A 24,114-nucleotide genomic window follows, 5' to 3' on the forward strand; every position below is an offset into this window, starting at 1 on the left:
GAACCCCGGGAGGGGCACGTTCAGAGCTTCATTTGAGGTTCGGGAACGCCGACACCACCGTGCACGAGCCCGGCGCGATCTCGGTGAACCCGGCGTCCCGCACCACCGGGAGGCCGCTCTCCGTCAGGGCGGCCCACTCCCCGGCCGGCGCCGTCCGTACCGCGAGCGGGAATCCCGCCTCCCGCCAGGCCTTGCGACCGGCCTCCGCCATCGCCCACCACAGCAGCTGCGCGCCGTGCCCGGCCTGCGCCATCGCCTTGCCCGCCGACATGTCGAGCCCGGGGTTGAACCACAGCACCGCCGCCCCGTCCGGCACGGGTCCGGGCGCGGCCGGGTCGTCGAGGTCGGTGCCCGAGACCTGGAGCTTGGCCAGCTCCTTGGGCCAGCCGTCGAGGGGCACCGGCGGGAAGACCCGTACCTCCGCCTCCTCGCCGGTGACGGTGATCCCCGGGAGCGCCTCCGCCCGCCGCCACTCGGCGCCGCGCGCCCGCCGCACCACCTTGCGGATCCTGGCGTCCTGCCAGTCCGTCATGGCCTCGGCCCACTCGCCTTCACCGAGGGAACGGTCGTCGGTCAGGATCTCCAGGACCGCGCGCGCGGCGGTCTCCAGGGCGTCGGTACGGGCCGGCGGCGCGTCCCGCTCGATGCGGACGACCAGGGGGAGGACGAACTGGGGCTTCTCGTCGCGGAGATCGGAGGCGCGAGGGTCGGTTTCACGGGGATCGGTGTCGTGGCTGCTCACCGGGCAAGTCTGCCACTGCCGTGACGAGCGGTTCTTGTGGGAATCGTCCCTTCCGGGCCAGGATGCCCCCTGTGAAGAGCGATCTTTTTGCCGGCGAGCACCTCGCCGAGGCCGCCGCCTTCCCGGGCATGGCCCTGCAGAACTCCAAGTCGGTCAAGTACACGGTCGACGGCGAGATGCACGCCCGTCAGGGATCGATGATCGCCTTCCGCGGCGACCTCCGGTTCGAGCGCAAGGGGCAGGGCATCGGCGGCCTCCTCAAGCGGGCCGTCACCGGTGAGGGCCTGGCGCTGATGGAGGTGCGCGGCCGGGGCGAGGCCTGGTTCGCGCACGAGGCGCAGAACTGCTTCATCGTCGAGATCGAGCAGGGCGACGCGTTCTCGGTCAACGGCCGCAACGTGCTCTGCTTCGACCCCACCCTCCACTACGAGATCAAGACGGTGAAGGGCGCCAGCATGACCGGCGGCGGCCTCTTCAACTCCGTCTTCTCGGGCTACGGGAAGGTCGCCCTGATCTGCGAGGGCAGCCCGATCGTCATCCCCGTCTCCCCGCAGGCCCCGGTCTTCGTCGACACGGGCGCCGTCGTCGGCTGGAGCGAGCAGCTGCACACCTCGCTGCACCGCTCGCAGTCGCTGGGCTCGATGATGCGCGGCGGCTCGGGCGAGGCGGTGCAGCTGAAGCTGGAGGGACAGGGCTTCGCGGTCGTCCGGCCCAGCGAGGCCACCCCGCAGAAGCACTCGGCCGGTTGAGGCTGGTACGGGTCGGGCGGCGGCACGGCCTCCGGGGGCCGTGGGTCCTCCGTGAGGTCGACCTCGACCTGCCCACCGCGGCCCTCGTCCGGATCGCCGGCACCAACGGCACCGGCAAGTCCACCCTCCTCCGGCTGGTCGCGGGCGTCGACGCGCCGAGCGAGGGCCGTGTCACGGGCCGCCCGGCCCGCACCGCGTACGTCCCCGAACGCTTCCCGGTCGCCCTGCCGTTCACGGCCGCCGACTACCTGGTTCACCTGGGACGCGTCCAGGGCCTCGGCCGGGCGACGGCGCGGACCAGGGCGGGGGAGTGGCTGGAACGCTTCGGTGCCGCCGAACACGCGGGAACGGACATGGCGGACCTCTCCAAGGGCACCAGCCAGAAGATCGCCGTCGCCCAGGCACTCCTCGCCGACCCGGCCCTCCTCGTCCTCGACGAGGCCTGGACCGGCCTCGACACGGGCGCGCGTGCGGAGCTGGACGCGGCCGTCCGCGAACGGCGCGCGGCGGGCGCGACGGTCGTCTTCGTCGACCACGACCCCCGACGGCTCGCGGGCGAGGCGGACGCGGTGTACGCGGTGGCCGGCGGGCGGGTACGGGAGACGGAGGCGTACGGGAAGGCCGTCCCGGCGGACGGGGAGGCAGTGCCCCGGCCCCGTGTCCGGATCGTCGTCTCCGGGGGCCGTCGGCCGCTCCCCGACCGGCTGCCCGGCCGTCCCGTCGTCACCGCGCCGGGGCCGGGCGACACCGTCACCGTCCTCACCGTGGACGCCGCCCACTCCGACGCCCTGCTCGGGGCGCTCCTCGCGGCCTCCTGGCACATCGACCACCTCACCACCGAAGGCGTACGGGTATGACGGCGCTCCTGCGCTACCAGACGGGTCTGCTGCTCCGCTCGCAGCGGTGGCTGGCACCGCTCCTCCTGTACGCGGCCGTCCTCGGCGTCGGCGTCACCATGGGCGAGCCCGTACTCGGCGCCCTCGGTGTCACCGCCGCCGCCCTCCTCCCGGTGACCGCCTGGTCCGTACGGATCTGCCTGACGCAGGAGCCGCCCGCCGCCCGGGGCGTGGTCGCGGCGGCGGCCGGCCGGGACCGCGCGCACCTCGCGGCGCTCGTCACCGGGACCGTCCTGCCGGCGCTCGTCGGCGCGGTCGCCGTCCTCGTGGTGACGGCGCTCTGCGACCGGCGCGGTGTCCCGGCGCCCGCCGCCGCGACCACCGGCCTCCTCGCGGCACTGGCCTGCGCGCTGACGGGCGCCGCCGTCGGCGCGCTGGCCTCCCGGCCCTTCGTCCCGGCCACCGGCTGGTCGCTCGCGGCCCTCGTCCTCGGCTCGCTGCTCGCCCTGGTGACCACCGGCTCCCCGGCGAAGCACGCGGTGACGGCCCTGGTCACCGGCGCCCGCACGACGACGGCGGACCCGCCGTGGCTGGCCTGTGCGGCCGCCCTGGTCCTCGCGGCGGCGGTGGCGTTCTGCGCCTGCCGGGCCACGGCGCGCCTGGAGTGAGTGAGGACGAGTGAGTACGCTCGGACACATGAGCGAGACCACGTTCTCCTGTGCCCCCGAGCCCACCCCGAGGCCCGAACCGGCGGCCGAGGGACCGTTCGCCGCGTGCGTGCTGTGCCAGGAGCCGACCGAGTACCCGGAGTCCACGAAGGGCATCACCCTGTGCCCGGTCTGCGAGTGGCGGGAGGCCGAGCGCACGGCCTGCTCGGGCTAGCGTCCGTCTTCGGGTCTGCCGGGCGTTCGGGCCCTGCCGGCCGCGTCAGCCGCCCATGAGCTCCGAGACCTTCACGAAGCGGTAGCTGCGGGCCCGGAGCTCCGGGACGATGCGGCGGATCGCCCGTTCGGTGACGGGGGCGGCGCTGCGGGTGCAGTGCATGACGACCAGGGATCCCGGCTTCACCCCGTCGAGGACCTGTTCGGCCACGGCGTCCGCGTCCTTCGCGAAGGCGTCCCCGCTGACCACGTCCCACTGGACCGCGGTCACCCCGGCCGGGGCGAGTGCGCGCAGGGCCGCGTCGTCGTAGCAGCCGCCGGGGAAGCGGAAGTACGGGACGACGTTGACGGCACCGGCGTCACGGAAGGCGTCGAAGGCCCGTTGCACGTCCGTCGTCATGTCGGGCCCGGGGACGGTCGGCAGGCCGTAGCAGGGGGCCGCGAAGGCGTAGTGGCTGTAGGAGTGGTTGGCGATCTCGAAGCGCGGGTCGCCGCCGATGGACCTGGCCTGGTCGGGGTACTCCTCCGCCCAGCGGCCCGTCATGAACACGGTCGCGTCCACCTCGAGCCGGCGCAGGGTCGCGATGAGCTCCGGATTGTCGAAGCGCTCGCCCCGCGCGGCCCGGGGGCCCTGGTCGGCGGTCATGTCGGCGTCGAAGGTCAGTGCGACGACCTTCTCCGTGCCCTTGGCGCGGCGCTCGTACACGGGGGTGAGTCCGCCGGGTCCCGGCGCCATGGTGGGCGGTGCGGCGGGGGCGCGCGCGGGCTTCGGACCGGCCGCCGCCGCGCTCGCCCGCGCCGACGGGCTCGCGGCGGTGGTCGGCTCCTTCGGGGGCGCGGTCTCGGCGGCCTGTCCGCCGCAACCGACGAGGGCGGCGCCCAGAAGACCGAGCGCCGCCATTTTTCGTACAGAAGTGTTCACGACCGGAAGTTAACCGATCAAAGAGGCGAATGCGTGCGACGCGACGCCGGCGATGTCAGCGACGTCAGCACCACGGGCCCGTCACCGCGAACGTCGTCCCCGGCGAGTAGCAGTTCACGTACATCGTCCGGCGGTCCGGCGAGAAGGTGACGCCCGCGAACTCGCCCCACTCCGGGGCCTCCGGGGTCCCGATGTTCCGGGCGCCCCGGGCGATCGCGTACACCTCGCCCTTCCTGCTCACCCCGTAGACGTGCTGCGCGCCGTCGCCGTCCTCGCAGACCATCAGGCCCCCGCTCGGCGCCAGACAGATGTTGTCCGGCGACTCGCCCGGGAGCTGGATGTCGGTGCTCGGGCCGAAGACGACGACGAGCGTGAGCCGGCGCCGGTGCGGCTCGTACTTCCAGACCTGCCCGAAGTGGGTGGCGCCGGAGCCGTCCTTGACGCGCGCGAAGGAGGACACGAAGTACACGGCGTTCCCGCCCCAGTAGCAGCCCTCCAGCTTCTGCGCGTGCGTGATGCCCTTCGGGCCGAAGTCCTGGAGCCTGATGGGGGTCTCCACCGCCTGCGGATCCGGTACGGGGACCCATTCGACGCCCTCGAAGCGGGTGCCGGTCTCCTGGATCACCGAGAGGTCCGGCACGCCCGGCACCCGCATGGCCTCCAGGGCGCCGCCCGCGCGCAGCGAACCGGTGCCGCCGAGCGGCTTGTGGGGGAGGAAGCGGTAGAAGAGGCCGAAGGGATGCTGGAAGGCGTCCTCCGTCTCGTACACGATGCCGCTCGACGGGTCGATCGCGACGGCCTCGTGCTGGAAGCGGCCCATCGCGGTGAGCGGGACGGCCCCGGTGCGGTGCGGGTCGGCGCCGTCGACCTCGAAGACGAAGCCGTGGTCCTTGGCGTAGCCGTTCGTGCCGGCCTTGTCCTCGGTCTCCTCGCAGGTCAGCCAGGTACGCCAAGGGGTGGGCCCGCCCGCGCAGTTGACGGCGGTCCCGGCGACGGCGACCCGCTCGCCGAGGACGTTGTTCCGGCCGTCGAGTTCGAGGGCCGTGCAACCGCCCTTGGCGGCCGGGTCGTACGTCAGGCCGGGGACGGTCGGGACGCCGATCTTCCCGGTGACCCGGTTCTCGTGGTTGCGGACGAGGTGCGTCCGGCCGCGGCGGCCGGCGAAGGCGGCCATGCCGTCGGGGTTGCTGGGGACGAGGCCCTCGCCGGAGCGGAGCGGATCGCCCTGCCGGGAGAGGACCGTGTAGCGGAAGCCTGCCGGGAGGTCGAGGAGACCGTCCGGGTCGGGGACCAGGGGACCGTAGCCGTCCCGGCTCCCGGCGGCGGCGGCGCTGCCGGCGAAGAGCTCGGAGAGGGCGCCGGTGAAGGCGATCCCGACGGCGGCGGCGCCGGTGCGGGACAGGATCTGACGTCGTGTCGCGGACATGAGGCAACCCACTTTTCCTGTTGGCGGACAGGTGTGTGCTGTGCTGTGACGTGTGACCCGCATGTGTGTATCACGCACTGTGGTGACACGTGAACCATGCGGGCCACAACAGCCCTGTGAGGTGCCTGTGCTGATCCGGCGTCAGGTTCAGGCCAGTTCGGCGGTGAGCGTGATCGTCGTGCCCGTGAGCGCCTGGCTGACCGGGCAGTTCTTCTTCGCGTCCTCGGCGAGCGCCTGGAACTGGTCCGCGTCCAGGCCCGGCACCTCGCCGCGCGTGGTCAGGTGGACGCCCGTGATGCCCTCGCCCGGCTGGAAGGTGACGTCGGCCTTGGTCTCCAGGCGGGTCGGCGGGTTGCCGGCCTTGGCCAGGATGTTCGAGAAGGCCATCGAGAAGCAGGAGGAGTGCGCCGCGGCGATGAGCTCCTCGGGGCTGGTCTTCCCGTTCGGCTCCTCCGTACGGGCCGGCCAGGAGACGTCGTACGAGCCGAGTCCGGAGGAGTCGAGGGTGACGACACCGGAGCCCTTGAGGAGGTCGCCCTGCCAGACGGTGTGTGCGTGACGCACGGTGGCCATGTGAATCCCTTTCGATCGGGTACGGCCACCAAGCTACTGCGAGACCCCGGGCTACTGCGCGACGAGCCCCTTCGCGTCGCGGGCGAGCGCGGTGAGCCGGGAGATCGCCCGGAAGTACTTCTTGCGGTAGCCGCCGTTCAGCATCTCGTCGCTGAAGAGCCGGTCGAAGGGGAGGCCGGAGGCGAGGACCGGTATCTCGCGGTCGTAGAGCCGGTCGGCCAGGACGACGAGCCGCAGCGCCGTCGACTGGTCGGGGACGGACCGCACGTCGGTGAGGCAGACGGCGGAGAGGTCGTCGGTGAGCGCGCCGTACCGGCTCGGATGCACCTTGGCCAGGTGTTCGAGCAGGTGCGGGAAGTCGTCGAGGGAGGCGCCCGGCGTGGCGTACGCGGTCTCCGTGACGACCTGGTCGGAGTACGGGGCCGGGGCTTCGGGGAGGCCGCGGTGGCGGTAGTCCTCGCCGTCGATCCGCAGCGGCATGAAGTGGGCGGAGAGGCCCTGGATCTCGCGGAGGAAGTCGGCGGCGGCGAACCGGCCCTCGCCGAGCTTGCCGGGGAGCGTGTTGGAGGTGGCGGCGAGCGCCACGCCCGATTCGACGAGCTTGCCGAGCAGGCTGGAGACGAGGACGGTGTCGCCCGGGTCGTCGAGCTCGAACTCGTCGATGCAGAGGAGACGGTGCCCGCCGAGGGTCCTCACCGTCTGCTGGAAGCCGAGCGCGCCCACCAGGTTGGTCAGCTCGACGAAGGTGCCGAACGCCTTGAGCGCGGGCTCGGCGGGGGTCGCGTGCCAGAGCGAGGCGAGCAGGTGGGTCTTGCCGACGCCGTAGCCGCCGTCCAGGTAGACCCCGCGCGGCCCGGTGGGGGCGGCCGGCTTCCTGGCGAACCAGCGGCGCTTCCCGGCACCGGAGGCGTGCGCTCCGCCCAGGCCCCCGGCGAACTGGCTCAGCGCCTTGACGGCGTCCGTCTGGCTGGGCTGGTTCGGGTCCGGCAGGTACGTGTCGAACCGTACGGAGTCGAAGCGCGGCGGCGGCACCATCTCCGCGACGAGGCGGTCGGCGGGGACGTGGGGCTCTCGGGAGCAGAGCGAAAGCGGGGCCGCCGGGGCGGAAGCGGCTTCGGTGAGGGCACGGGTCGACACAGTTCCCCACTGTAAGCGCCATGTCAGACTGCGAGGATGCGACGACTGTTCCCTGTGACGGACATGACAGCCCACGTGACCACCGTCGGAGGGCCGGCGGCCGGGCCGGACGCCGCGGACCCGGCCGTGGCCGGGGCGGACGCCGTCGGTGCGGGCGGGGGCGGCCGCGAGTGGTCCCTCGACGAGCTCGCCGACGCCTACGCGTACCCCGAGCTCCCCGCCCGGGGCTCGTGGCTGCGGGCCAACATGGTCTCCTCGCTGGACGGGGCGGGGCAGCACGACGGGCGCTCCCAGCCGCTCTCCTCCGAGACCGACATGCGGATCTTCGGCACCCTGCGGGCGCTCGCCGACGTCGTCGTGGTCGGTGCGGAAACGGTTCGCCTGGAGGGTTACCGCCCGGCACGCGCGCGTGAGGCCTTCGCGGCCCGCCGCGCCGCCGCCGGACAGGGTCCGGCGCCCGTGATCGCCGTGGTCAGCGCCTCCCTGGCACTGGACTTCTCGCTGCCGCTGTTCACCGAGCCGCTGGTGCCGACCCTGGTCCTCACCGGGGCCGCCGCGCCTCCCGAGCGGATCGCCGCCGCCCGCGCGGCGGGCGCCGAGGTCCTCGTGGCGGGCGACGGGACCGGGGTGGAGCCGGCCCGCGCGTTGTCGGCGCTCGCGGAGCGCGGGCTCCGGCGGCAGCTGACCGAGGGCGGGCCCCGGCTGCTCGGTCAGTTCGTGGCGGCGGACGTCCTCGACGAGCTGTGTCTGACGGTCTCGCCGACGATGACGGCGGGGGACGCCCAACGGATCGCCGGCGGCCCCGGGGTGGCCGTCCCGACACGCTTCTCGGTGGCTTCCGTGCTGGAGCGGGACGGCTTCCTCTTCACCCGCTACCTTCGGATCTGACAATCGGCGGAATTTGTCGTTCCGCTTACCGTCCGCTGGGCACACTTACTGTCGCAGACCCCGTGCGGGCACGGGGAAGGATGGTTTCCGCAGAAGGGCTCCTGAGGTGTTCACAAGCGTTCTGATGATCGAGAAGCCCCTGACGTCCGTCGACGTGGAGTTCGTCACCACGCTGCACGGCGACGAGGGCGTGTCCTTCATCGTTCTGATGCAGCCGCGTGGTGACCAGGCCGATGTACTGCTGCGTGCCATCGACGACGTCGCCATGGGCGAACTGAAGGAAGCCGCCCGTGAGGGCGACGAACCGGAGGGCAAGGAGGCCAGGGTCCCCGCCGAGCTGGCCCTGGAGCACTCGCTCCAGGCCCTGAGAAACGCGGGCTGCGAAGCGGTCGGCCAGGTCGTCGAGGACCACCCGCTCGACAAGATGAAGGCGGTGGTCGAGGAGTCGAAGGCGGACGAGGTGATCGTGCTCACCGCCCCGCACTACGTGGAGGAGTTCTTCCACCGGGACTGGGCCTCCAGGGCCCGCCACAAGGTCGGGGTCCCGGTGCTCAAGCTCTTCGCCCACAGTGAGCAGGTGAGCGAGTAGGAGCCCGCGCCCGTGTCCGCGCCCCCTGCACGGGGCGCGGACACGGGCCCCCGGCGTACGGCCCCGGCCCCGGCGTGACCCCTCGTGGCACGCCGGGGTCATCCGGTCGGAGCCACTAGGCTGGGGACTTCCACGCACGACGCACCCCGGGGAGAGATCCGCATGGCACCCGCCATCCCTGCCGCCATGGAACGGCCGCACTTCATCGGCATCGGCGGTGCCGGAATGTCGGGCATCGCGAAGATCCTCGCCCAGCGCGGCGCCAAGGTCGCCGGCAGCGACGCCAAGGAGTCGGCGACCGCCGAGTCCCTGCGCGCCCTGGGCGCCACCGTGCACATCGGCCACGCCGCCGAGCACCTCGCCGACGACGCCTCGGCCGTCGTCGTCTCCAGCGCCATCCGCGCCGACAACCCCGAGCTGGCGCGCGCCGCCGAGCTCGGCATCCCCGTCGTCCACCGCTCGGACGCGCTCGCCTCCCTCATGGACGGTCTGCGCGCGATCGCGGTCGCCGGCACGCACGGCAAGACGACGACCACCTCCATGCTGGCCGTCGCCCTCACCGAGCTGGGCCTCGACCCCTCGTACGCGATCGGCGGCGACCTCGCGGGCCCCGGCACCAACGCGCTGCACGGCGACGGCGAGGTCTTCGTCGCCGAGGCCGACGAGAGCGACCGCAGCTTCCAGAAGTACGACCCCGAGGTCGCGATCGTCCTCAACGTCGAGCTGGACCACCACGCGAACTACGCCTCCATGGACGAGATCTACGAGTCCTTCGAGGCCTTCACCGCCAAGGTCCGCCCCGGCGGCACCCTGGTCGTCGGCGAGCACGCGGGCGCGCGCGAGCTGGCTCGCAGGGTCGCGGACCGCGAGGGCCTGGACGTCGTCACGGTCGGTGAGTCCGAGGGCTCCGACGCCCGCATCCTGAAGATCGTCCCGAACGGGATGAAGAGCGAGGTGACGGTCGCCCTCGACGGCGTCGAGCACACCTTCACCGTCTCCGTCCCCGGCCGCCACTACGCCCACAACGCGGCCGCGGCCCTCGCCGCCGGCGCCCGCGTCGGCATCGACCCGGCCGAGCTCGCCCAGGCCCTCACCGCCTACACCGGCGTCGGCCGCCGCCTCCAGCTCAAGGGCGAGGCGAAGGGCGTCCAGGTCATCGACTCGTACGCGCACCACCCCACCGAGATGACCGCCGACCTGGAGGCCATGCGGGGCGCCGCCGGAGCCTCCCGGCTCCTCGTCGTCTTCCAGCCGCACCTCTTCTCCCGCACCCAGGAACTGGGCAAGGAGATGGGCGACGCGCTGGCCCTCGCCGACGCGTCCGTCGTCCTCGACATCTACCCGGCCCGTGAGGACCCGATCCCGGGCGTCACCAGCGAGCTGATCATCGCCGCCGCGCGGAAGGCGGGCGCCGACGTGACGGCCGTGTCCGACAAGGACGCGGTGCCGGAGGCCGTGGCGGGAATGGCGGGGCCCGGCGATCTCGTTCTGACGATGGGCGCGGGAGACGTCACGGACCTGGGTCCGAAGATCCTCGCCCGCATCGCGGCGAACTGAGGAGCGAACGATGGCGTACGAGGTCGAGAAGCCGGACGAGCAGTGGCGTGCGGAGCTGACCCCGGCGGAGTACCAGGTGCTGCGTCAGGCGGGCACCGAGCCCGCGTTCCGGGGCGAGTACACGGACACGAAGACCAAGGGCGTGTACTCCTGCCGGGCCTGCGGCGCGGAGCTGTTCACGTCGAACGAGAAGTTCGAGTCGCACTGCGGCTGGCCGTCCTTCTTCGACCCGAAGGACAGCTCCGCCGTCGAGCTGATCGAGGACCGCTCCCACGGCATGCTCCGCACCGAGGTCCGCTGCTCCCGCTGCGGCTCGCACCTCGGCCACGTGTTCGAGGGCGAGGGGTATCCCACCCCGACGGACCAGCGCTACTGCATCAATTCGATCTCGCTGCGCCTGGAGCCCGAAGAGGGCTGAGCGTTCCGGCCGAACCGGGGGACACGGTGGGCGGACTTCCCTAGGGTGTGCGGTGACGCACAGGGGGAGACCGCATGGCACGCAGACCGTCGTTACCGCAGCTTCCGACCTACCGTAAGGACGCGGTGACCCGGAAGCTGTGCGCGCACGTCCACCTCGACGAGCACTTCGCCCGCGAGGTGGACACCGAGCTCACCGCGGACCGGATGACGGCCCTCGGGCTCCCCCTGGGGATCCATCTGATCGCCCTCGCCCGCCACGCGCGGGCCGCGGTGCGCCGCTCCGAGCGGCGCGACCGCGTCCTCTCCCGCCTCTTCCTCGCCCTCTGGGCCGGCCTCGCCGTCCTCGTGTGGGGCTTCGTCTCGGGGAACGCCGTCGGCCCGTGGGCGGGCGGCGGGGTGATGGCCGGCTCGCTCGCCGGCGCCTGGTGGGCGGTGCACGCCGCCCTGTCGGCCTCCTGGACCGCGGCCCAGGACGTGTACTGGGGCAGCGCGCGCCCCGAGACCCTCGCGGACCCCGTCGAACAGCGGGCCGAGGACCGCCTCAGGGCGCTCGCCAAGGCCAACGTCGTGCCGTACACGGCGGCCGCCGCCCGCACCGACCCCTTCGTCGGCAGCGGCAGGAAGATCAAGGACGTCGTCTGGCAGCCCATCGACGTCTCGCGGCCCGCCGAGGACCCGGCGAACCCCGGGCGCAAGCTGACCATCGTCCCCTTCGACGCCGTGGACCTCCACACCTACGTCGCCAAGGAGATGGCGAAGATCGCGGGCCTCGAAGGACTCCGGGCGCGGAACCGGCTGTACGTGTGCGGCGACCACGTCCAGCTCCTCGCGGACGAGCTCCTGGAGGAGCCGCAGGGCCGCCCCCGCGCCCAGATCGACACCGACCTCGTACGGACCGGGCTGCTCAACCCCGGGGCCGGGATGCAAACCTTCCTCAGCCTGGAGCGCGTCAGCGACGGCGGCCGGGTGATCGTGACCATGCAGCTGCGGGCCCGGCTCCACCACCCCAGCCTCTCCTGGGAGGTCCTGGTCTTCGTCATCCCGCCCGTGGACGAGGCCGTCTACAACCTGGCGGGCGCCCTGCCGCTCCGCGGTTTCGAGCGGGCCTGGAAGCTGCTCGCGGCCACCCGGCGCGACTGCTGGCCCGGCCTGCGCGGAGCCTGGGGGCGCAACTCCGAACGGCGCGGCCGTGCCCGGGCCCGCGCCCGTGACCTGCGGAACCTGCGGCGGGAGATCGTCGAGCGGCAGGTCGTCTTCGACCACGGGGCGACCGGAAGCATCCGGGAGAGCGTCTCGTCCTGGGACAACATGCTGCACAGCGACCGCTCCGACTCCCGGGACTACCTGCACCGGCTCCAGAGCGGCGTCCTCACCGCCACCGAACGGTTCCTCAAGGACCACCGGGTGGACACCAGTTCCTACGACCAGGCCGTGCAGGTGATCAGCACCCAGACGTACAACATCTCGGGCGACATCCACGGCAGCAACGTCGGCAGCAACGGCACCGTCAACCAGCACGGACAGGGCGGACCGGGCGGACAGCAGGGCGCTCCGGCCCAGCCCGGCCACGTCAGGCCCTGAGGGCCCGAGGGAGAGGAAACCCATGAACACGTACAACTTCCACGGCCAGGTGTCCGGGAGCAACATCGGGGACAACGGCCGGGTGGAGATCCACCAGTACGGTACGGACCCGGCGAGCGCCGTGGCGATGGCGGCCCGGCTCGTCCGGTGGCTCCGCGACGAGGAGGCGGCCCGGGCCGCCGTCGAGCAGGCCGAGGCGGTGCACGGCGAACTCGTGACCGCCGAGCGCGAGGGCCGCCCCGCCGACCAGGGCCGCATCCGGTCCGCGCTCACCGCCATCGAGCCGTACGTGACCGTCGGCAGCGGCGGTCTGGCCCTGGTCCAGGGGATCGCCGGCATCGTCGGCATGTGATCCCCCGGGGGCTCCCTCTCCGGAAGGACGGGACGGCTAGTGGGCGCGGACCTCGGCCCTGGCACCGCCGTCCAGTTCGAGCGCGAGCCCGGACCGCAGCGGCACCGTCTGGCCGGGCACGACCTGCTGGGTGGTGCCGTCGGAACGGGTGCCCGTCCAGGCCGTGGCGGACCGGTTGGCCAGGCCGTACCGCCCCGGCTTCTGCGGATGCTCCACGAGCTCGGCCACCAGGCTCTCCTCCGAGTAGTCGTGCCGGGAGGGCTCGGGGCTCAGGTGGTGCCGGTGGATCCGGGCGGCCCTGCCGAGCATGATGTGCCGCTCCGCCCTCGGCGGCGGGGTGGTCACCACCAGGCGGGGCGGCAGCACGAGGGTGCTGCGGCAGCCGTCCTTCCAGCAGGTGCCGGGCGTGGCGGAGCCCGGCTCCGTCATGTTCTCCCGGCCGCAGTTCGCGCATTCCACCACGGCGTCACGGACGGCCCGCAGCGCGTCCCGCCACTGCGACTCCCGCACCCGGGCCGAGGGCTCCCGCAGCCCGACGGTGAAGTTCTGGACGAACAGCGCCTGCAGGGAGGGCGGCACCAGCGGCCACAGGGCGAGCACGGTGGAGTGCTCGACGGGGTCCGGCCGGTTGTCCGTGTACTGCGGGTCGAAGACGAACAGCGGCTCGCGGCCGTACAGCTTGCGCTCCGCGTTCTCGTCCAGGCAGTGGATCGCCAGCTCGCGGGCGCCCTTCAGCGGGTGGTGGTTCATCAGGAACATGAACAGCAGGACCGAGAGCGAGTGCAGGTCGCTCTGGGTCCCCGGCTGGGCGCCGGGGTCCCCGCGCACCAGCTCGGGGGCCATGAACCCCATGGTCCCCGAGATCCCGCTCTGGTCGCCCTCGACCACCGCGTTGTCGTTGTCGCAGACCAGGACCTCGCCGGTGGCCGGGTCGAAGAAGATGTTGCCCCAGGAGATGTCCCGGTAGGCGATCCCCTTGGAGTGCAGGGCCTGGTACGCCTCGACCGTGTACAGACAGGCGGTCAGCAGGGCCCGGAAGGACGTGCTCACCGTCCGCCGGAACAGCTCGGGAAGACCCCGGAAGCGGTCCGGCCGTACGTCCATCAGATAGCCGAAGCGGTCGTCCCCCGCACTGACGAAGGCCGTCGGCCAGAGGAACCTGTCGTCGTCGAAGTCACGGGTCACCAGGTCCTCGACGACCCGGCGCTGCTGCGGGGTCGCGCTGTCCGGGTAGTACCACTTGAGGGCCTTGACGCTGCCGTCGGGCAGGCCGACCCGGTACACCTCGCCCTGTCCGCCTGAGCCGAGCAGGCGGTCGACGACGATCGTCTGCCCGCTGTCGGTGATCAGCGAGTCTCCGCTGTCGAGCATGCCGCTCATGGTCGTTCTCTCTCCTCGCAGTAGGGGATCCGCGGGTCCACGGGACTGTTTCCGGGGCCCTCCGTGGCCTCGCCCCGGCTCTCGTCCGAGCCCTCGCCGGCGGCCTCGTCGGTGGCCTCGTCGGTGGCCGGGCCTTCGGCGGACCGGCGGGCGAGCACCAGGGTCGTGTCGTCGCCCGAGTGCCGGGACGCCTCGGCCAGCCACCGGGGGATGTCCTCGGCGACGCCCGGCACGCCCCGCTCGGCCAGCCGCCGGTGCAGACCGGCCGCGAACTCGGTGAAGCCCTCGTCCGAGACGAAGCTCTTCGACAGGCCGTCCGTGGACAGCGCCACCAGCCGGGGAGCCCGTACCGGATCGGGCAGCGGCTCCCAGTGCACCCGGACCGACCGCCACGCGTCGCGCATGCACAACGAGGCCGTCTCGTCGCCGAGTTCGACCCGGGCGGGGGCCAGCGGCAGCCGGACCCCGCCGTCGCCGTCCACCACGGTCAGCTCGCCGTCGCCCAGCTGCCAGGCGACGAACAGGTCCGGGGTGAGGACCGCGCCGATCAGGGTCGACCCGTACAGCCGCAGGATCGGCCCGGGGGACTTCCGGTCCTCGTCCGGGGTGGGATCGCGCTCCCAGTGGCCGAGGACCTTGCCCTGCCAGTCCCTGACCAGCCGCTCCGGCAGGCCGATCCGGGCGTAGTCGCGCAGCCGCCCGCGCCAGCCCGCCCGGTCGCGGTCGGCCACGGACATCGCGAACTCGCGTGCCCGGTGGGCGAACAGGTCCGTCGCGTAGTGCGCTCCGACGTGGCTCCGGGGGTACGAGGCCGAGCCGTGGCCGTCCGCGACGGTGAGGATCAGCGGGTCCTCGGCCGTGCCGGTGCCCTGGACCAGGCACCGGTCCTGGTTCCGCGCCTTGTTGACGCCCTGGACGCTCTCGTGGAAGGTCTCCCAGGCCGGCAGCGCGCTCACCACACGTCGTCTTCGTCGTCGTCGTCGGAGAGGACGGGCGGCGCGTACGGAGCCGGCTTGACGCCGGGGTCGGTCGAACCGGCCACCGGCTGCGAGGCCGCCTTGACCGCGGCCGTCGAGGCCCAACGGATGGCGGCGGCCAGTTGCTTGGGGCTGTTCGCGTCGAGCGGGCGCAGCTCCGGATTGGCCAGGAACTCCTGGAGCACGCCGCGGTCGGCGTCCGAACCGATCGCGATGGCGACCCGCACCGCCTTGCGGCCCCACGGGGTGGCGTCGATCGCCTTGAGCCCGGCACGCCAGTCGTCCGTCGGCACGCCGTCCGAGACCAGGGCGATCACCGGCTTGAGGGCCCGCTCGGGCATCGGCGGGGTACGCAGCTCCCCGGCCACCAGGTGCAGGGCCTCGCCCAGGTTGGTCGTGCCGTCGGGCTGCACGTCCTGCCAGGTGAAGTCGTCCACCGCCACGGGGTCCTTGTGGTGCCAGCGGGCGGTGGTGGAGAAGGTGATCGTGCGCAGCAGCAGCTGGGCGGCCGGATTGTCGTGCGCCACCGAGCGCATCTCCGGGATCGCCTCCCGGATCGCGTAGTTCAACTGCCCGATCTTCTCGCCGAGCATCGAGTACGAGCAGTCGAGCAGCCAGATGAAGTGCACCGGGCGGTTCGCCATGGGGCCGCCGGGGATCTCGGTCACGAGAATCCTCCTGTGGGTGGATGAGTGAGTGGATGGGTGGCAATCGGAGGGTGGGAAGGGAAGGAGGGAGAGGGGGAGGGCGCGCGGGGAGCGGCCGGTGGCCGGTCCCGGTGCGAGAGCCGGTCAGGACTCGGACTCCTCCCACAGGAGCCGCAGCTCCTCGAAGAGGCCGGGCAGCGCGTACAGGACGCCGTACACGGCCGCCCCGAACACCACGACGCAGGCCGTCACGAACAGCGCCATGACCACTTTGCGGGACCGCGCCACGCGCGGGGTCACCACCGTCATCCCCGTCGTACCCCCTGCTTCCTCGTGTCGGTGCGGCGCCCCTGCCGGGGGACCGGCCCCCGCGACTCGACCAGCGCGCCGACCCGCAGTCCCGAGCGGGCGAGCAGCCAGAGCACCGGCTCCGCCGCCCGCCGACGCTCGCTGTCCAGGGCTCCGGTGCCGGTGGCCGCCGAGGCGCTGACCGCCCAGAAGCCCGTCGCCTTGAAATCGTGGGTGAAGCCGCGGACGAGCCCGCCGAGGCCGATGGCGCCGAGCCATTCGTCGACCCGGGCCCCCGGAGCGGGCAGCGCCCCGATGCGGTCGAGCACGTCCCGTTTGGTGACCACCACGGCCACCGGGAGGTCGCCGCGGCCGCCGGTGAGCGCGGCGAGTTCGCCGGTGAGCCCCTGATAGGTGTCGACGGGCCCCTGGGCTGCGGGCCGGGCCCCGTCGGCGAGGGTGTCGTCGGCGCCGTGCAGGGCGCGCCGTACCGTACGGTCGGCCAGCACGTCGACGACGAAGAGGACACCGTCGGCGTGGGCGAGGTACTGCTGTTCGCGCACCCGGTCTGCCTGGTGCAGGGACTCGCCCATGGGGTCGTAGAGGTACAGCAGCCGCCGTCGGCGCCCCCTGCCCACCAGGATCATCCAGGCCCGCTGGTCGCCCTGCGTCTTGTGGGCCCAGTCGTTCCGGTCGAGTTGCCGATCCAGTGCCTCGCCGTCCTGCTGGTCGGCGTCCGAGGCGAACTCCATGGTGAGGTTCCCCCGCTCCGACCAGGAACGCAGCCCCGCCACGACGGCCGCCACGAGCATCGTCTTGCCCGAGGAGGAGCCGCCGATCAGGGGGACGTGGACCACCCGCGTGGTCCCCACCGACGGCGGCAACGGCCGCGCGCAGGAAGGGCATTCGGCGGGGGTCCGGCCACGGCCCGAGAGGAGCGAGGAGGAGAGCCGGGCGCCGCACCGGCAGGCGTGCCGGAACACCCCGTACCGCCCGGGCCGCAGCGAGGTGTGGACCGCGCGGCACTGCGGGCAGGGGTGGGCGGCCAGCGGGAACGGCCGGTGGCAGCCGGGGTGCGGGCAGACCGTCCGCACCCCGCGCAGCAGGAGCCAGGCCCGCTCCGTCCCCCGGACGACGGCGACGGTCAGGACCCAGGACGCCCAGACGAGGGCGACGAGGGCGCAGAACACGACGAGCACGAGCGTGTGCAGCGCGGCGGCGAGCAGCGCGGCGACGGTCGCGCCGACCGCCGTGCCCGGCGCCACGAGCCGCATCGTCTGGCGGGTCAGGGTGTTCGTGCCCCGCCGGTCCGTGCCCGGCCGCCGGCCCCGGAAGAGCCGCCCGGTGACGGTGAGCATCCAGTGCGCCCACCACAGCGTCCACAGCGCCCGGTAGGAGCGGCCGACGGCGCCGGCCGTGTCGATCCAGGACTGCTCCGGCCAGTACGACGGGTGGGCGGGCTCCGTGCCGATCGTGAGGACCCGGGTGTCCGACCGCCCCGCCCGGAACGGCCCCAGTGCCCGTCCCGCGCTCCGGCAGGCGGTGGCCAGGAACACCCAGAACGCGTAGACGACGCAGACCAGGAGGGCGGTCACGCCCCAGAACGCCACGAGGACGTCGACGGCGATCCCGGTGAGCTCCTCACCCGTCATGTCGCCCACTCCCTCACCAGCGGCTTTGTCGTCGAAAACCCTCTCGTCGTCATGGGGCTACCTCCCCTCGGGCGGCGCGACGTCGCCACGCCACGGGGACGTCGGCGTCGCCGGCTTCCGCCCGCGCCGCCGGAAGAGGCGGCCCAGGCCGCCCGCGGGCCGGTTCCACTCCTGGAAGTCGGCCGCCCGGTTCGCCGACAGGCGTACGAGCGCGTCCTCCACCGAGAACAGCTCCCCGTCGGACAGGCCCTGGACGACGGGGCGCAGCACCTCGTCCAGGAGCGCCCGCCGCGTCAGGTCCCACCGGGGGCTCGCCCCGGCGTGGGCGGTCCAGGCGACGAAACAGTCCGCCGTACGGCCGGGGGCCGACCGCAGCACGTCGCGGAAGACCGGCGTACGGGCCGCCGAGGCGTAGGCGTCGATGAGGTCGCCGTCGTCGCTGCGGGCCAGCTCCATGAGTTCGCCGCCCGGTCGGTCCGGGCCCAGGAGCCGCCGGGCCAGCACGGCCGTGGCACGGTTCCTGACGTTCGGACGGGCGGACCCGGCGAGCGCCCGGACCCGGGCGGTCCAGCCGCCCTGGGCCGCGCCGGCGTCGTCCCGCCGCTCCTCCATGTCGTGGACGAGCGACAGCAGCCTGAGGTCGTCCTGGACCGAACGCCCGACGGCCTCGGGCGCGGCCGCGAGGAGCTGCCGGGCGAGGAGCGGGACCTCCTTGTCCTCGGCGGGCGCGTCGACCGCGGCGGTCACCAGGTGGTCCCAGGTGCCGGCGGCGATGTGCGGTTCGGCGCCGGTCTCGCTCAGGAGCTGGGAGGCCTCGGCCGCCGTGGGACCGCGGTCGTCCCAGACCAGCGCGACCGCCGTGCGCAGGACGAGGGGGTCGCCGGGGTGGGGCACCCCGGCGATCCGGAGCAGCTTGTGCAGCTCGCCGTTCCGGTCGCGGACCCAGACCTGGTCGCGCTCGCGCACGCGGGCGGCGTCGCCGTCGCGTGACGGGGACGCGGAGCCGGACCCCGCGCGTGAGCCGGACCCCGCGCGTGAGCCGTCACCCGCCGGTACGCCGGACCCGGACCCGGACCCGGACCCGGACACGGAGTTGGACGCGGAACCGGACCCGGAACGTGCACCGGATCCGTCACCCGCCCGTACGTCCCCATGGCCCGCGCCCCCCGGCCGCAGCGTAGGAGCCGTCACGCACATCAGCAGGTGGGGCAGCGCCACGGATCCGCCGATCGGCAGCCGGATCTCCCGCAGGGCCAGGGCGACCCCCGGCGGGTCGTCGGCCGCCCGGGTCTCCAGGAGGACGCAGACCTCGTCGCGCAGGGCATCGGACTCGGCGAGCGCGTCCCGCAGCGCCTCCGCGGTGGCCGCGCCGGGCCGGCTCAGGAGGCCGTCGCGGAACCGCTCGGCGAGGCCGGCCGTCAGGTCGTCGTACGCCACCCCGAGCAGCCGGGCCACCCGCAGCAGTTCGACGACCCGGACCAGCGGCGTGAGCGGGTGCCGGAGCGTCCGGCGCAGCTCCTCGCCCGACTCGGCGGCCAGGTCGCCCCGGTACGGCTCCGGCAGCGCCCCGGGCGGCAGCGGCGGAAGGGCCGTCTCCCCGCCCCGTACGGCCCGGCTGACGAGCCGTGCAGTGAGCGGAGCCGTCAGCGCGGCGGGGACGCCGCCGTGCAGTGCGGCCAGGAGGCCGGCCAGGGCCTCCGAGGGGAGTTCGGGCGTGCCGGGGGCGTTGTCGCAGACGGCCCTGAGGAAGCCGGTGAGCGTCGGCTCGTCGAAGGCGCCGTGGTGGGCGCGGACCCACGCGACCGCGTCGGCCCGCGCGTCCTCGGGGACCGGGATGCCGTGCGCCAGGGCGAGCACGGCCAGCGGACCCGGGGCGAACGGCTCCGCTCCCTCCGTCCCGCCCGCCCGCCGGAGGAGCTCGTGCGCGTCGGCGGCCCAGACGGCCGCCGCCGTGCGCGCCCAGGCGTCGGCCGCCGGGGGCGGGACCGCCGAGGGGTCGGAGCAGTCGTGCACGCTGTACCGGTGCGGCTGCCCGGCCACGGACCTGACGTCCTCGGGGCGGACCCCGATGATCTGCTGGCGGGCCTGCTGCGGACGCCGGGTGTACGTGGTGAAGGTCAGGCCGCGGGCGAACGCGTGGGGCAGCGCGGCGTTCACCAGCATCACCCAGTGCGCGACCCGCCGGGTGTCCTGCTCGGCCAGGACGATCTGCGGGGCGTGCGGGGTCTCGGCGAGGCGCCGCAGATCGGCGAGGACGGCCGCGAGCCAGGGCTGCCGTTCGGCGGCGAAGGCCGCGAGCTCCGCCCGGAGTCCGGCCGGGTGCACCGGGGTGAAGGCGTCGATCGGCGGGGGCGTGCCGTCCTCCGGGGAGTGGTCCGCCCACTGCGGGGCGCCCCACGCGGCGATCGGCGGCAGGTCGCCGGGCAGCCGGTCGCCGGCCGTCAGATGGACGGCGTGGGCGTGGAAGTTGCCCCACCGTCCGCTGTAGTCGGCGCCCGTGTACACGGTGCGGCTGAGCAGTCCGCTGCCGTCGGAGAGCCGTGTGTAGCTGAACATCTCGGGGAACAGGGCGAGGTCCGAGGGCGTGGGCCGCGACGGGGCGTCCCGGGGCGGCTCGTACCCGACGAGCTGTTCGGCCTCGCGGAGCACGGACGACGGGACGCCGGGGGTGACCGCGGTGAACCGGAAGCCGGAGCCGTCCGGTCCGGGCGGCGCCGACGTGTAGTGCATCTGGGGCAGGCTCATGCCGCGGAATCCCCCTTGCGGGCGGCGCCGTCGCGCGGCGGCTTGGCGACCGGGATCAGGCCGCGCCGCCCGAGGAGCCACAGGATCGGGTCCTCGACGCGGACCGGCTGCGGGCCGGACTTGGGCACGTCGGCGGGGGCGTCGGCGGGCGGCGGGGCACCGAGCGCGGAGAGCCCGAAGAGCGACACCGTGGAGAAGTCCCGCTCCAGCTGCCGCCAGAGCGCCCCCGAGTCCCAGCCCTCCATGAGGGACCGGGTCTCCTCGTGGACGGCGAGCCGGTCGGCCTCGTCGAACCGGCCGCCGGAGTGCGGGGTGTTGCGCAGCAGCGGGGAGTGCGGGTCGAGCAGGGTGCGCAGCGTGTCCGTCTTGGTGACGGCGACGGCGAGCGGGGTGTCCACCCGGCCGCGCGAGCCGCCCCTGCGGTGCGAGCGCAGCTGGGTGGCGACGTCGGCGGCGATCTGCAGGGCCGGGGTCTCGCGCGAGGGCAGCGGCGGCCCGCCGCCCTCGGGGAGCGCGTCCCGCACCGCCCCGAGCTGGAGCGGGTCGACCAGCAGGACGATGCCGTCGGCCGCGCTGAGGTACTGGGTGTAACGGGTCATCGACTCGGCCGACTTGAGATCCTCGCCGGCCGCGTCGAAGAAGACGAGCGCCGTGTGCCGGCTGCCCTGGCGGCCCTGCCTCGGCAGGCTCAGCCGGTAGAGCAGCGGGTCGTTGAAGCCGGTCGCGGCGGGCCGGGTCGCGCCGGGCAGCCGCAGTCGCTCGTAGAGGTCCTCGGCCATCTCGCGGTCGCGGTTCTGGCTCTCGTCGCCCATGGCGGCGAGAGCCGCCCCGTACGCCTGCCCGACGCGGTGCCGCAGTTCGTTGACGAGCACCGACACGTAGGTGCTCTTGCCGGAGGCCTTCGCCCCGATCAGCGCGATGATCCGGCTGTCCTGGGCGCAGTAGTCGCTGGGCAGGTCACTGTGACAGGCCGCGCACACCCGCACGGGCGTGGCCACCCCGCAGCGCGGGCACTCGGCGCGCCCGCCTCCGCCGCGCAGCCTGCCGAGACCGCCGGGCGCGGGGAACACCGGGCCCTTCATGTACGCGGCGGGGGCGGCCGCCGCGCCCGTGAAGCTCGCCCACAGGTCGTCCCGTTCGGGGTCGCAGGGGGTGCCCCCGCGCAGTCCGGTACGGGACATCAGACAGCGGTACGGGAGGCGCGAGGCCTGGGAACGGTCGAAGCAGTACGGGCAGATCACCGTCGTCATGTCAGCGCATCACCAGGGTCGAGAGGGCGGGTTCTTGGAGGCGTACGGAGCCGGCGTGCTCGCCGGCCAGGAACGCGCGCAGGGCGTAGGGCGGCCGGAGCTGCCCGGCGGGCAGCTCGCGGACCGTGCGCGGAGAGGCCGCCAGCTCGGCCCCGGTCAGCCGGACGAGGACGTCGCCGTCCTCGGGGTGCCGGGGGCGCGCGGTGGCCGCGTCGCCGACGCGGCCGACGAGCACGAGGTCGGGGAGGCGGGGCGGGGCGACGGGGTGGGCGCCGTCGTCGCGGGAGGAGCGGTCGGGGGAGGAGCCGGGGGAGGAGTCGTCGCGGAGGTCCGCCCCGGTCACCGTCACCTCGACGGCCTCGGGCGTCGCCCTGCGCGTGAGGCCTCGGCGCCGGGTCACGAGGCGGAAGGAGACGACGACGTCCCCGGGGAGGGTGAGCACGGCGGGGGCACGCCGGACGACGACGGTCCGGTCCACGGGGTCCGTGGCGGTCACGGCGTGGGCGGTGTTCTCGGCTTGTGTGGCGTCCGTGGCGTGCGTGGCGTTCACGGAGACCGTCGTGCCCGTGGTGCCCGTCGTGTCCGGCGCGGGAGCGGACGACCCGGCGGGCGGCTCGTGCCGGGAGGCGGCGCGCACGCCGATCCGGGCGGAGGCCGGACCGATCGGCAGCCGCAGCCCCTCCCGGAAGAAACGGGAGCGGCTGACCCGGGTGCGGTCCCGAACTCCTTCCTGCTCCCATTCGACCTCCACCGAACCGGCGTCGGCGGGCCAGTCGAAGACGAGCCGCACGTGTCCGTCGGGCTCGCGCAGTCCCTGGAGTCCGGTCACCGGCGCCGGGACGTCGACCCGGACGGACGGGCCGACGAGGGCCCGTTCCCCGCGTACGGCCACCGCGGCGATCAGCCCCGTGAAGGCGGAGGCCGGCGCCACCGGGTGGGCGGTGCCGTACGCGGCCCAGGGGAGCGCGGCCGGCAGGGCGTCGGTGCGCAGACCGGTGCCCTCGGGCGGTGCCCCCGCCGGGCCGGTCCAGGCGACGAGGCGCACCTCGGCGTCGGCCGCGCCCCGGCCGGCGAACCGTATGCCTCCCTCGGGGTCCGGCACGGCGGTGAGCGCGGTGAGCGCGTCCGGCCACGCGTGGACGACACCGGCGGCCCGCACGCCCTCGGACTCCACGTTCCGGCCCTCGGGCGAGGAGTGGTGGCAGACGACACGGACGAGGTAGGAGCCGGGCCGGAGACCGGTGAAGGTGTACGTGTCCGCGTCGGCGCCCGCGTCGTGGCGCGCGAGCGCCTTCCCGTCGGGGACCGGGCCGTCGGCGGCGCCGGTACCGATGTCGTGCAGGGTGACCGTCACACGGGCGGTGCGGGGCGGGCGGGTCCAGCGGGCCGTGAGCCGCGCGGGCCCGTCGGTGACGGTGAGGTCCTCGACGGCGGGGGCGATCAGGAGCGGCCCGGAGACCAGCGGGGGCCCGTCCGGGACGCCGTCGCGCAGCGGGAACACCGCGTACCGCACCTGGGTTCCGCGCCGGGGGTCGTGGTCGACGGCGGCGCCCCTGGCCCCGGGCGTGGTGGCGGTCGCGGGGACGACGGCCGGCCGGTCGGTGCCCCGGGTGAGGCGGACCGCGCGCCAGCTCCGTCCGTCCGGCACGGGCCAGGAGAGGAGGACCCGGTCGCCGGAGAGCCGGGCCGTGAGCGGGGCGTCCTCGGGGCGCCGGGGCCTGCCCAGCGTGATCAGGCCGCGCGTCGCCGTGTCGTCGTCGGCGGCCAGTCGGAGGGCGTCCAGATAGTGGGTACGGGCCGCTTCCGTGTCCCGGGTGGCGCGTGCGGCGGCGAGCGAGCGGTCGCAACGGCCGAGGCGGTGGTTCAGCCGGGAGGCGAGGTGCGCGAGCGCCGGGTCGGCGCGGACGACGGCGGGGCCCAGGGTGTCGAGGGCCCGTGCGGCGGCCCGTAACCGGCGCTGGTTCCAGAGCCCGCCGAGGGACTCGGCCGCCTTGCGCTGCCGTGCGTCGAGGACGGGCACGGTGGAGACGGCCTGTTCGAGGGCGGCGGCTTCGGCCGGATCGAGCCCGGACGCCTCGCCCGGTGCTCCGGACTCCTGGAGGAGACCGATCAGTTGGTGCAGCAGTACGCGCCGCAGGAGGGCCGGGTCGCGGGTCTGGATGTCGGCGAGGAGCCTCAGGAGGGGTGCCCGCGACGGACGGACGTCGGCGAGATCACGCAGCCGGGCCGCGCTGACGTGATGCCGCCGGTTCCCGGCGCGGAGGAAGAGACCGTCCACGAAGGAAAGGATCTCGCCGTCCCCGACCAGCGCCTCACCGAAGTGACGCACCCCCGCCGTACGCTGATGATTCATCAGATCGACGTACTCGGGCGTGAGCGGGGCGAGGGGTAAGGAACCCAGCGCGCCGGGCAGGCCCAAGCGTTCTCCGAACCCCCGTCGCATCCCCGTCCCTCATGATCGTCCGGCTACCCGCCGGGGGTACATCTCAGCAGAAGTCGTGGCGCTGTGCAGGGGGTTTGCC

At 74.0% G+C, this 24,114-nt stretch carries 23 protein-coding genes; 10 read left to right on the forward strand and 13 right to left on the reverse strand.

Annotated elements, in window-relative coordinates; translation table 11 throughout:
* Positions 1-28: 28 nt before the first annotated feature.
* Positions 29-742, reverse strand: coding sequence for a peptidyl-tRNA hydrolase (locus ACFWUY_RS09325; RefSeq protein ID WP_384104243.1), 714 nt, complete (start codon positions 740-742; stop codon positions 29-31).
* 71 nt (positions 743-813) lie between these two features.
* On the opposite strand from ACFWUY_RS09325, the gene ACFWUY_RS09330 reads away from it, so the two are divergent.
* The 4 genes from ACFWUY_RS09330 to ACFWUY_RS09345 are packed head-to-tail and all read left to right on the forward strand — an operon-like array spanning position 814 to position 3,209.
* Complete coding sequence (locus ACFWUY_RS09330; protein ID WP_384104246.1) at positions 814-1,491, forward strand: AIM24 family protein; 678 nt, start codon at positions 814-816, stop codon at positions 1,489-1,491.
* On the forward strand, positions 1,488-2,348 hold the full coding sequence (locus ACFWUY_RS09335) for an ATP-binding cassette domain-containing protein (RefSeq protein WP_384104249.1): 861 nt from the start codon (positions 1,488-1,490) through the stop codon (positions 2,346-2,348). Before ACFWUY_RS09330 ends, ACFWUY_RS09335 begins: the two co-directional genes overlap by 4 nt.
* Positions 2,345-2,995, forward strand: coding sequence for an ABC transporter (locus ACFWUY_RS09340; protein ID WP_384104252.1), 651 nt, complete (start codon positions 2,345-2,347; stop codon positions 2,993-2,995). The genes ACFWUY_RS09335 and ACFWUY_RS09340 overlap by 4 nt, the downstream gene beginning before the upstream one ends.
* Before the next feature lie 28 nt (positions 2,996-3,023).
* Entirely contained in the window at positions 3,024-3,209 is a 186-nt protein-coding gene (locus tag ACFWUY_RS09345) for a hypothetical protein (protein ID WP_384104255.1), read from the forward strand.
* A 45-nt stretch (positions 3,210-3,254) separates the two neighbouring features.
* Here ACFWUY_RS09345 and ACFWUY_RS09350 read toward each other — a convergent pair whose 3' ends face one another.
* The 4 genes from ACFWUY_RS09350 to zapE all read right to left on the reverse strand — a co-directional run bounded on the left by ACFWUY_RS09350 (position 3,255) and on the right by zapE (position 7,266).
* The gene (locus tag ACFWUY_RS09350) at positions 3,255-4,109 is read right to left on the reverse strand and encodes a polysaccharide deacetylase family protein (protein WP_384104481.1); all 855 of its coding nucleotides are present in this window, start codon (positions 4,107-4,109) and stop codon (positions 3,255-3,257) included.
* Positions 4,110-4,194: 85 nt separating this feature from the next.
* Positions 4,195-5,556: an alkaline phosphatase PhoX gene (locus ACFWUY_RS09355; protein ID WP_384104258.1), complete on the reverse strand. Its 1,362-nt coding sequence runs from the start codon at positions 5,554-5,556 to the stop codon at positions 4,195-4,197.
* Positions 5,557-5,703: 147 nt separating this feature from the next.
* Positions 5,704-6,129, reverse strand: coding sequence for an OsmC family protein (locus tag ACFWUY_RS09360; RefSeq protein WP_384104261.1), 426 nt, complete (start codon positions 6,127-6,129; stop codon positions 5,704-5,706).
* Positions 6,130-6,180: 51 nt separating this feature from the next.
* Positions 6,181-7,266, reverse strand: a complete 1,086-nt coding sequence (zapE, locus tag ACFWUY_RS09365) for a cell division protein ZapE (protein WP_384104264.1) — start codon at positions 7,264-7,266, stop codon at positions 6,181-6,183.
* Positions 7,267-7,302: 36 nt separating this feature from the next.
* On the opposite strand from zapE, the gene ACFWUY_RS09370 reads away from it, so the two are divergent.
* From ACFWUY_RS09370 to ACFWUY_RS09395, 6 genes are all read left to right on the forward strand, one after another.
* Positions 7,303-8,154: a pyrimidine reductase family protein gene (locus ACFWUY_RS09370; protein WP_384104267.1), complete on the forward strand. Its 852-nt coding sequence runs from the start codon at positions 7,303-7,305 to the stop codon at positions 8,152-8,154.
* Between the two features lie 106 nt (positions 8,155-8,260).
* On the forward strand, positions 8,261-8,743 hold the full coding sequence (locus ACFWUY_RS09375; RefSeq protein ID WP_384104270.1) for an indole-3-glycerol phosphate synthase: 483 nt from the start codon (positions 8,261-8,263) through the stop codon (positions 8,741-8,743).
* A 162-nt stretch (positions 8,744-8,905) separates the two neighbouring features.
* Positions 8,906-10,300, forward strand: a complete 1,395-nt coding sequence (gene murC, locus ACFWUY_RS09380) for a UDP-N-acetylmuramate--L-alanine ligase (RefSeq protein WP_384104273.1) — start codon at positions 8,906-8,908, stop codon at positions 10,298-10,300.
* Positions 10,301-10,310: 10 nt separating this feature from the next.
* A complete protein-coding gene (msrB, locus tag ACFWUY_RS09385) occupies positions 10,311-10,718 on the forward strand; it encodes a peptide-methionine (R)-S-oxide reductase MsrB (RefSeq protein WP_384104276.1) in 408 nt (135 codons plus the stop codon).
* Positions 10,719-10,792: 74 nt separating this feature from the next.
* A complete protein-coding gene (locus tag ACFWUY_RS09390; protein WP_384104279.1) occupies positions 10,793-12,301 on the forward strand; it encodes a hypothetical protein in 1,509 nt (502 codons plus the stop codon).
* A 22-nt stretch (positions 12,302-12,323) separates the two neighbouring features.
* On the forward strand, positions 12,324-12,653 hold the full coding sequence (locus tag ACFWUY_RS09395; protein WP_384104282.1) for a hypothetical protein: 330 nt from the start codon (positions 12,324-12,326) through the stop codon (positions 12,651-12,653).
* A 36-nt stretch (positions 12,654-12,689) separates the two neighbouring features.
* Here ACFWUY_RS09395 and ACFWUY_RS09400 read toward each other — a convergent pair whose 3' ends face one another.
* The 8 genes from ACFWUY_RS09400 to ACFWUY_RS09435 all read right to left on the reverse strand — a co-directional run bounded on the left by ACFWUY_RS09400 (position 12,690) and on the right by ACFWUY_RS09435 (position 23,945).
* Complete coding sequence (locus ACFWUY_RS09400; protein ID WP_384104283.1) at positions 12,690-14,033, reverse strand: protein kinase; 1,344 nt, start codon at positions 14,031-14,033, stop codon at positions 12,690-12,692.
* A complete protein-coding gene (locus tag ACFWUY_RS09405; protein ID WP_384104286.1) occupies positions 14,030-14,989 on the reverse strand; it encodes a PP2C family serine/threonine-protein phosphatase in 960 nt (319 codons plus the stop codon). The genes ACFWUY_RS09400 and ACFWUY_RS09405 overlap by 4 nt, the downstream gene beginning before the upstream one ends.
* The gene (locus tag ACFWUY_RS09410) at positions 14,986-15,654 is read right to left on the reverse strand and encodes a tellurium resistance protein (protein WP_384104484.1); all 669 of its coding nucleotides are present in this window, start codon (positions 15,652-15,654) and stop codon (positions 14,986-14,988) included. The genes ACFWUY_RS09405 and ACFWUY_RS09410 overlap by 4 nt, the downstream gene beginning before the upstream one ends.
* 147 nt (positions 15,655-15,801) lie before the next feature.
* Complete coding sequence (locus tag ACFWUY_RS09415; protein ID WP_384104288.1) at positions 15,802-15,966, reverse strand: hypothetical protein; 165 nt, start codon at positions 15,964-15,966, stop codon at positions 15,802-15,804.
* Entirely contained in the window at positions 15,963-17,597 is a 1,635-nt protein-coding gene (locus ACFWUY_RS09420) for a hypothetical protein (RefSeq protein WP_384104291.1), read from the reverse strand. The genes ACFWUY_RS09415 and ACFWUY_RS09420 overlap by 4 nt, the downstream gene beginning before the upstream one ends.
* A gap of 57 nt (positions 17,598-17,654) precedes the next feature.
* Positions 17,655-20,342, reverse strand: coding sequence for a GTPase-associated protein 1-related protein (locus ACFWUY_RS09425; protein WP_384104294.1), 2,688 nt, complete (start codon positions 20,340-20,342; stop codon positions 17,655-17,657).
* The gene (locus ACFWUY_RS09430; protein ID WP_384104297.1) at positions 20,339-21,592 is read right to left on the reverse strand and encodes a hypothetical protein; all 1,254 of its coding nucleotides are present in this window, start codon (positions 21,590-21,592) and stop codon (positions 20,339-20,341) included. Before ACFWUY_RS09430 ends, ACFWUY_RS09425 begins: the two co-directional genes overlap by 4 nt.
* 1 nt (position 21,593) lies before the next feature.
* On the reverse strand, positions 21,594-23,945 hold the full coding sequence (locus ACFWUY_RS09435; protein ID WP_384104300.1) for a hypothetical protein: 2,352 nt from the start codon (positions 23,943-23,945) through the stop codon (positions 21,594-21,596).
* Positions 23,946-24,114 lie beyond the last annotated feature (169 nt).

The sequence above is a fragment of the Streptomyces sp. NPDC058664 genome (assembly GCF_042716635.1).
In the GTDB taxonomy this organism is placed as follows: Bacteria; Actinomycetota; Actinomycetes; order Streptomycetales; family Streptomycetaceae; genus Streptomyces.

Excerpts from the sequence above, each read along its gene's own strand:
- ACFWUY_RS09395 (WP_384104282.1), top strand. The coding sequence starts at position 12,324 with ATGAACACGTACAACTTCCACGGCCAGGTGTCCGGGAGCAACATCGGG.
- ACFWUY_RS09435 (WP_384104300.1), bottom strand. The coding sequence starts at position 23,945 with ATGAATCATCAGCGTACGGCGGGGGTGCGTCACTTCGGTGAGGCGCTG.
- ACFWUY_RS09415 (WP_384104288.1), bottom strand. The coding sequence starts at position 15,966 with ATGACGGTGGTGACCCCGCGCGTGGCGCGGTCCCGCAAAGTGGTCATG.
- ACFWUY_RS09345 (WP_384104255.1), top strand. The coding sequence starts at position 3,024 with ATGAGCGAGACCACGTTCTCCTGTGCCCCCGAGCCCACCCCGAGGCCC.
- ACFWUY_RS09360 (WP_384104261.1), bottom strand. The coding sequence starts at position 6,129 with ATGGCCACCGTGCGTCACGCACACACCGTCTGGCAGGGCGACCTCCTC.
- ACFWUY_RS09340 (WP_384104252.1), top strand. The coding sequence starts at position 2,345 with ATGACGGCGCTCCTGCGCTACCAGACGGGTCTGCTGCTCCGCTCGCAG.
- ACFWUY_RS09390 (WP_384104279.1), top strand. The coding sequence starts at position 10,793 with ATGGCACGCAGACCGTCGTTACCGCAGCTTCCGACCTACCGTAAGGAC.
- ACFWUY_RS09400 (WP_384104283.1), bottom strand. The coding sequence starts at position 14,033 with ATGAGCGGCATGCTCGACAGCGGAGACTCGCTGATCACCGACAGCGGG.
- murC (WP_384104273.1), top strand. The coding sequence starts at position 8,906 with ATGGCACCCGCCATCCCTGCCGCCATGGAACGGCCGCACTTCATCGGC.
- ACFWUY_RS09350 (WP_384104481.1), bottom strand. The coding sequence starts at position 4,109 with ATGGCGGCGCTCGGTCTTCTGGGCGCCGCCCTCGTCGGTTGCGGCGGA.
- ACFWUY_RS09425 (WP_384104294.1), bottom strand. The coding sequence starts at position 20,342 with ATGAGCCTGCCCCAGATGCACTACACGTCGGCGCCGCCCGGACCGGAC.
- ACFWUY_RS09370 (WP_384104267.1), top strand. The coding sequence starts at position 7,303 with ATGCGACGACTGTTCCCTGTGACGGACATGACAGCCCACGTGACCACC.
- ACFWUY_RS09430 (WP_384104297.1), bottom strand. The coding sequence starts at position 21,592 with ATGACGACGGTGATCTGCCCGTACTGCTTCGACCGTTCCCAGGCCTCG.
- ACFWUY_RS09410 (WP_384104484.1), bottom strand. The coding sequence starts at position 15,654 with ATGGCGAACCGCCCGGTGCACTTCATCTGGCTGCTCGACTGCTCGTAC.
- ACFWUY_RS09355 (WP_384104258.1), bottom strand. The coding sequence starts at position 5,556 with ATGTCCGCGACACGACGTCAGATCCTGTCCCGCACCGGCGCCGCCGCC.
- ACFWUY_RS09420 (WP_384104291.1), bottom strand. The coding sequence starts at position 17,597 with ATGACGGGTGAGGAGCTCACCGGGATCGCCGTCGACGTCCTCGTGGCG.
- msrB (WP_384104276.1), top strand. The coding sequence starts at position 10,311 with ATGGCGTACGAGGTCGAGAAGCCGGACGAGCAGTGGCGTGCGGAGCTG.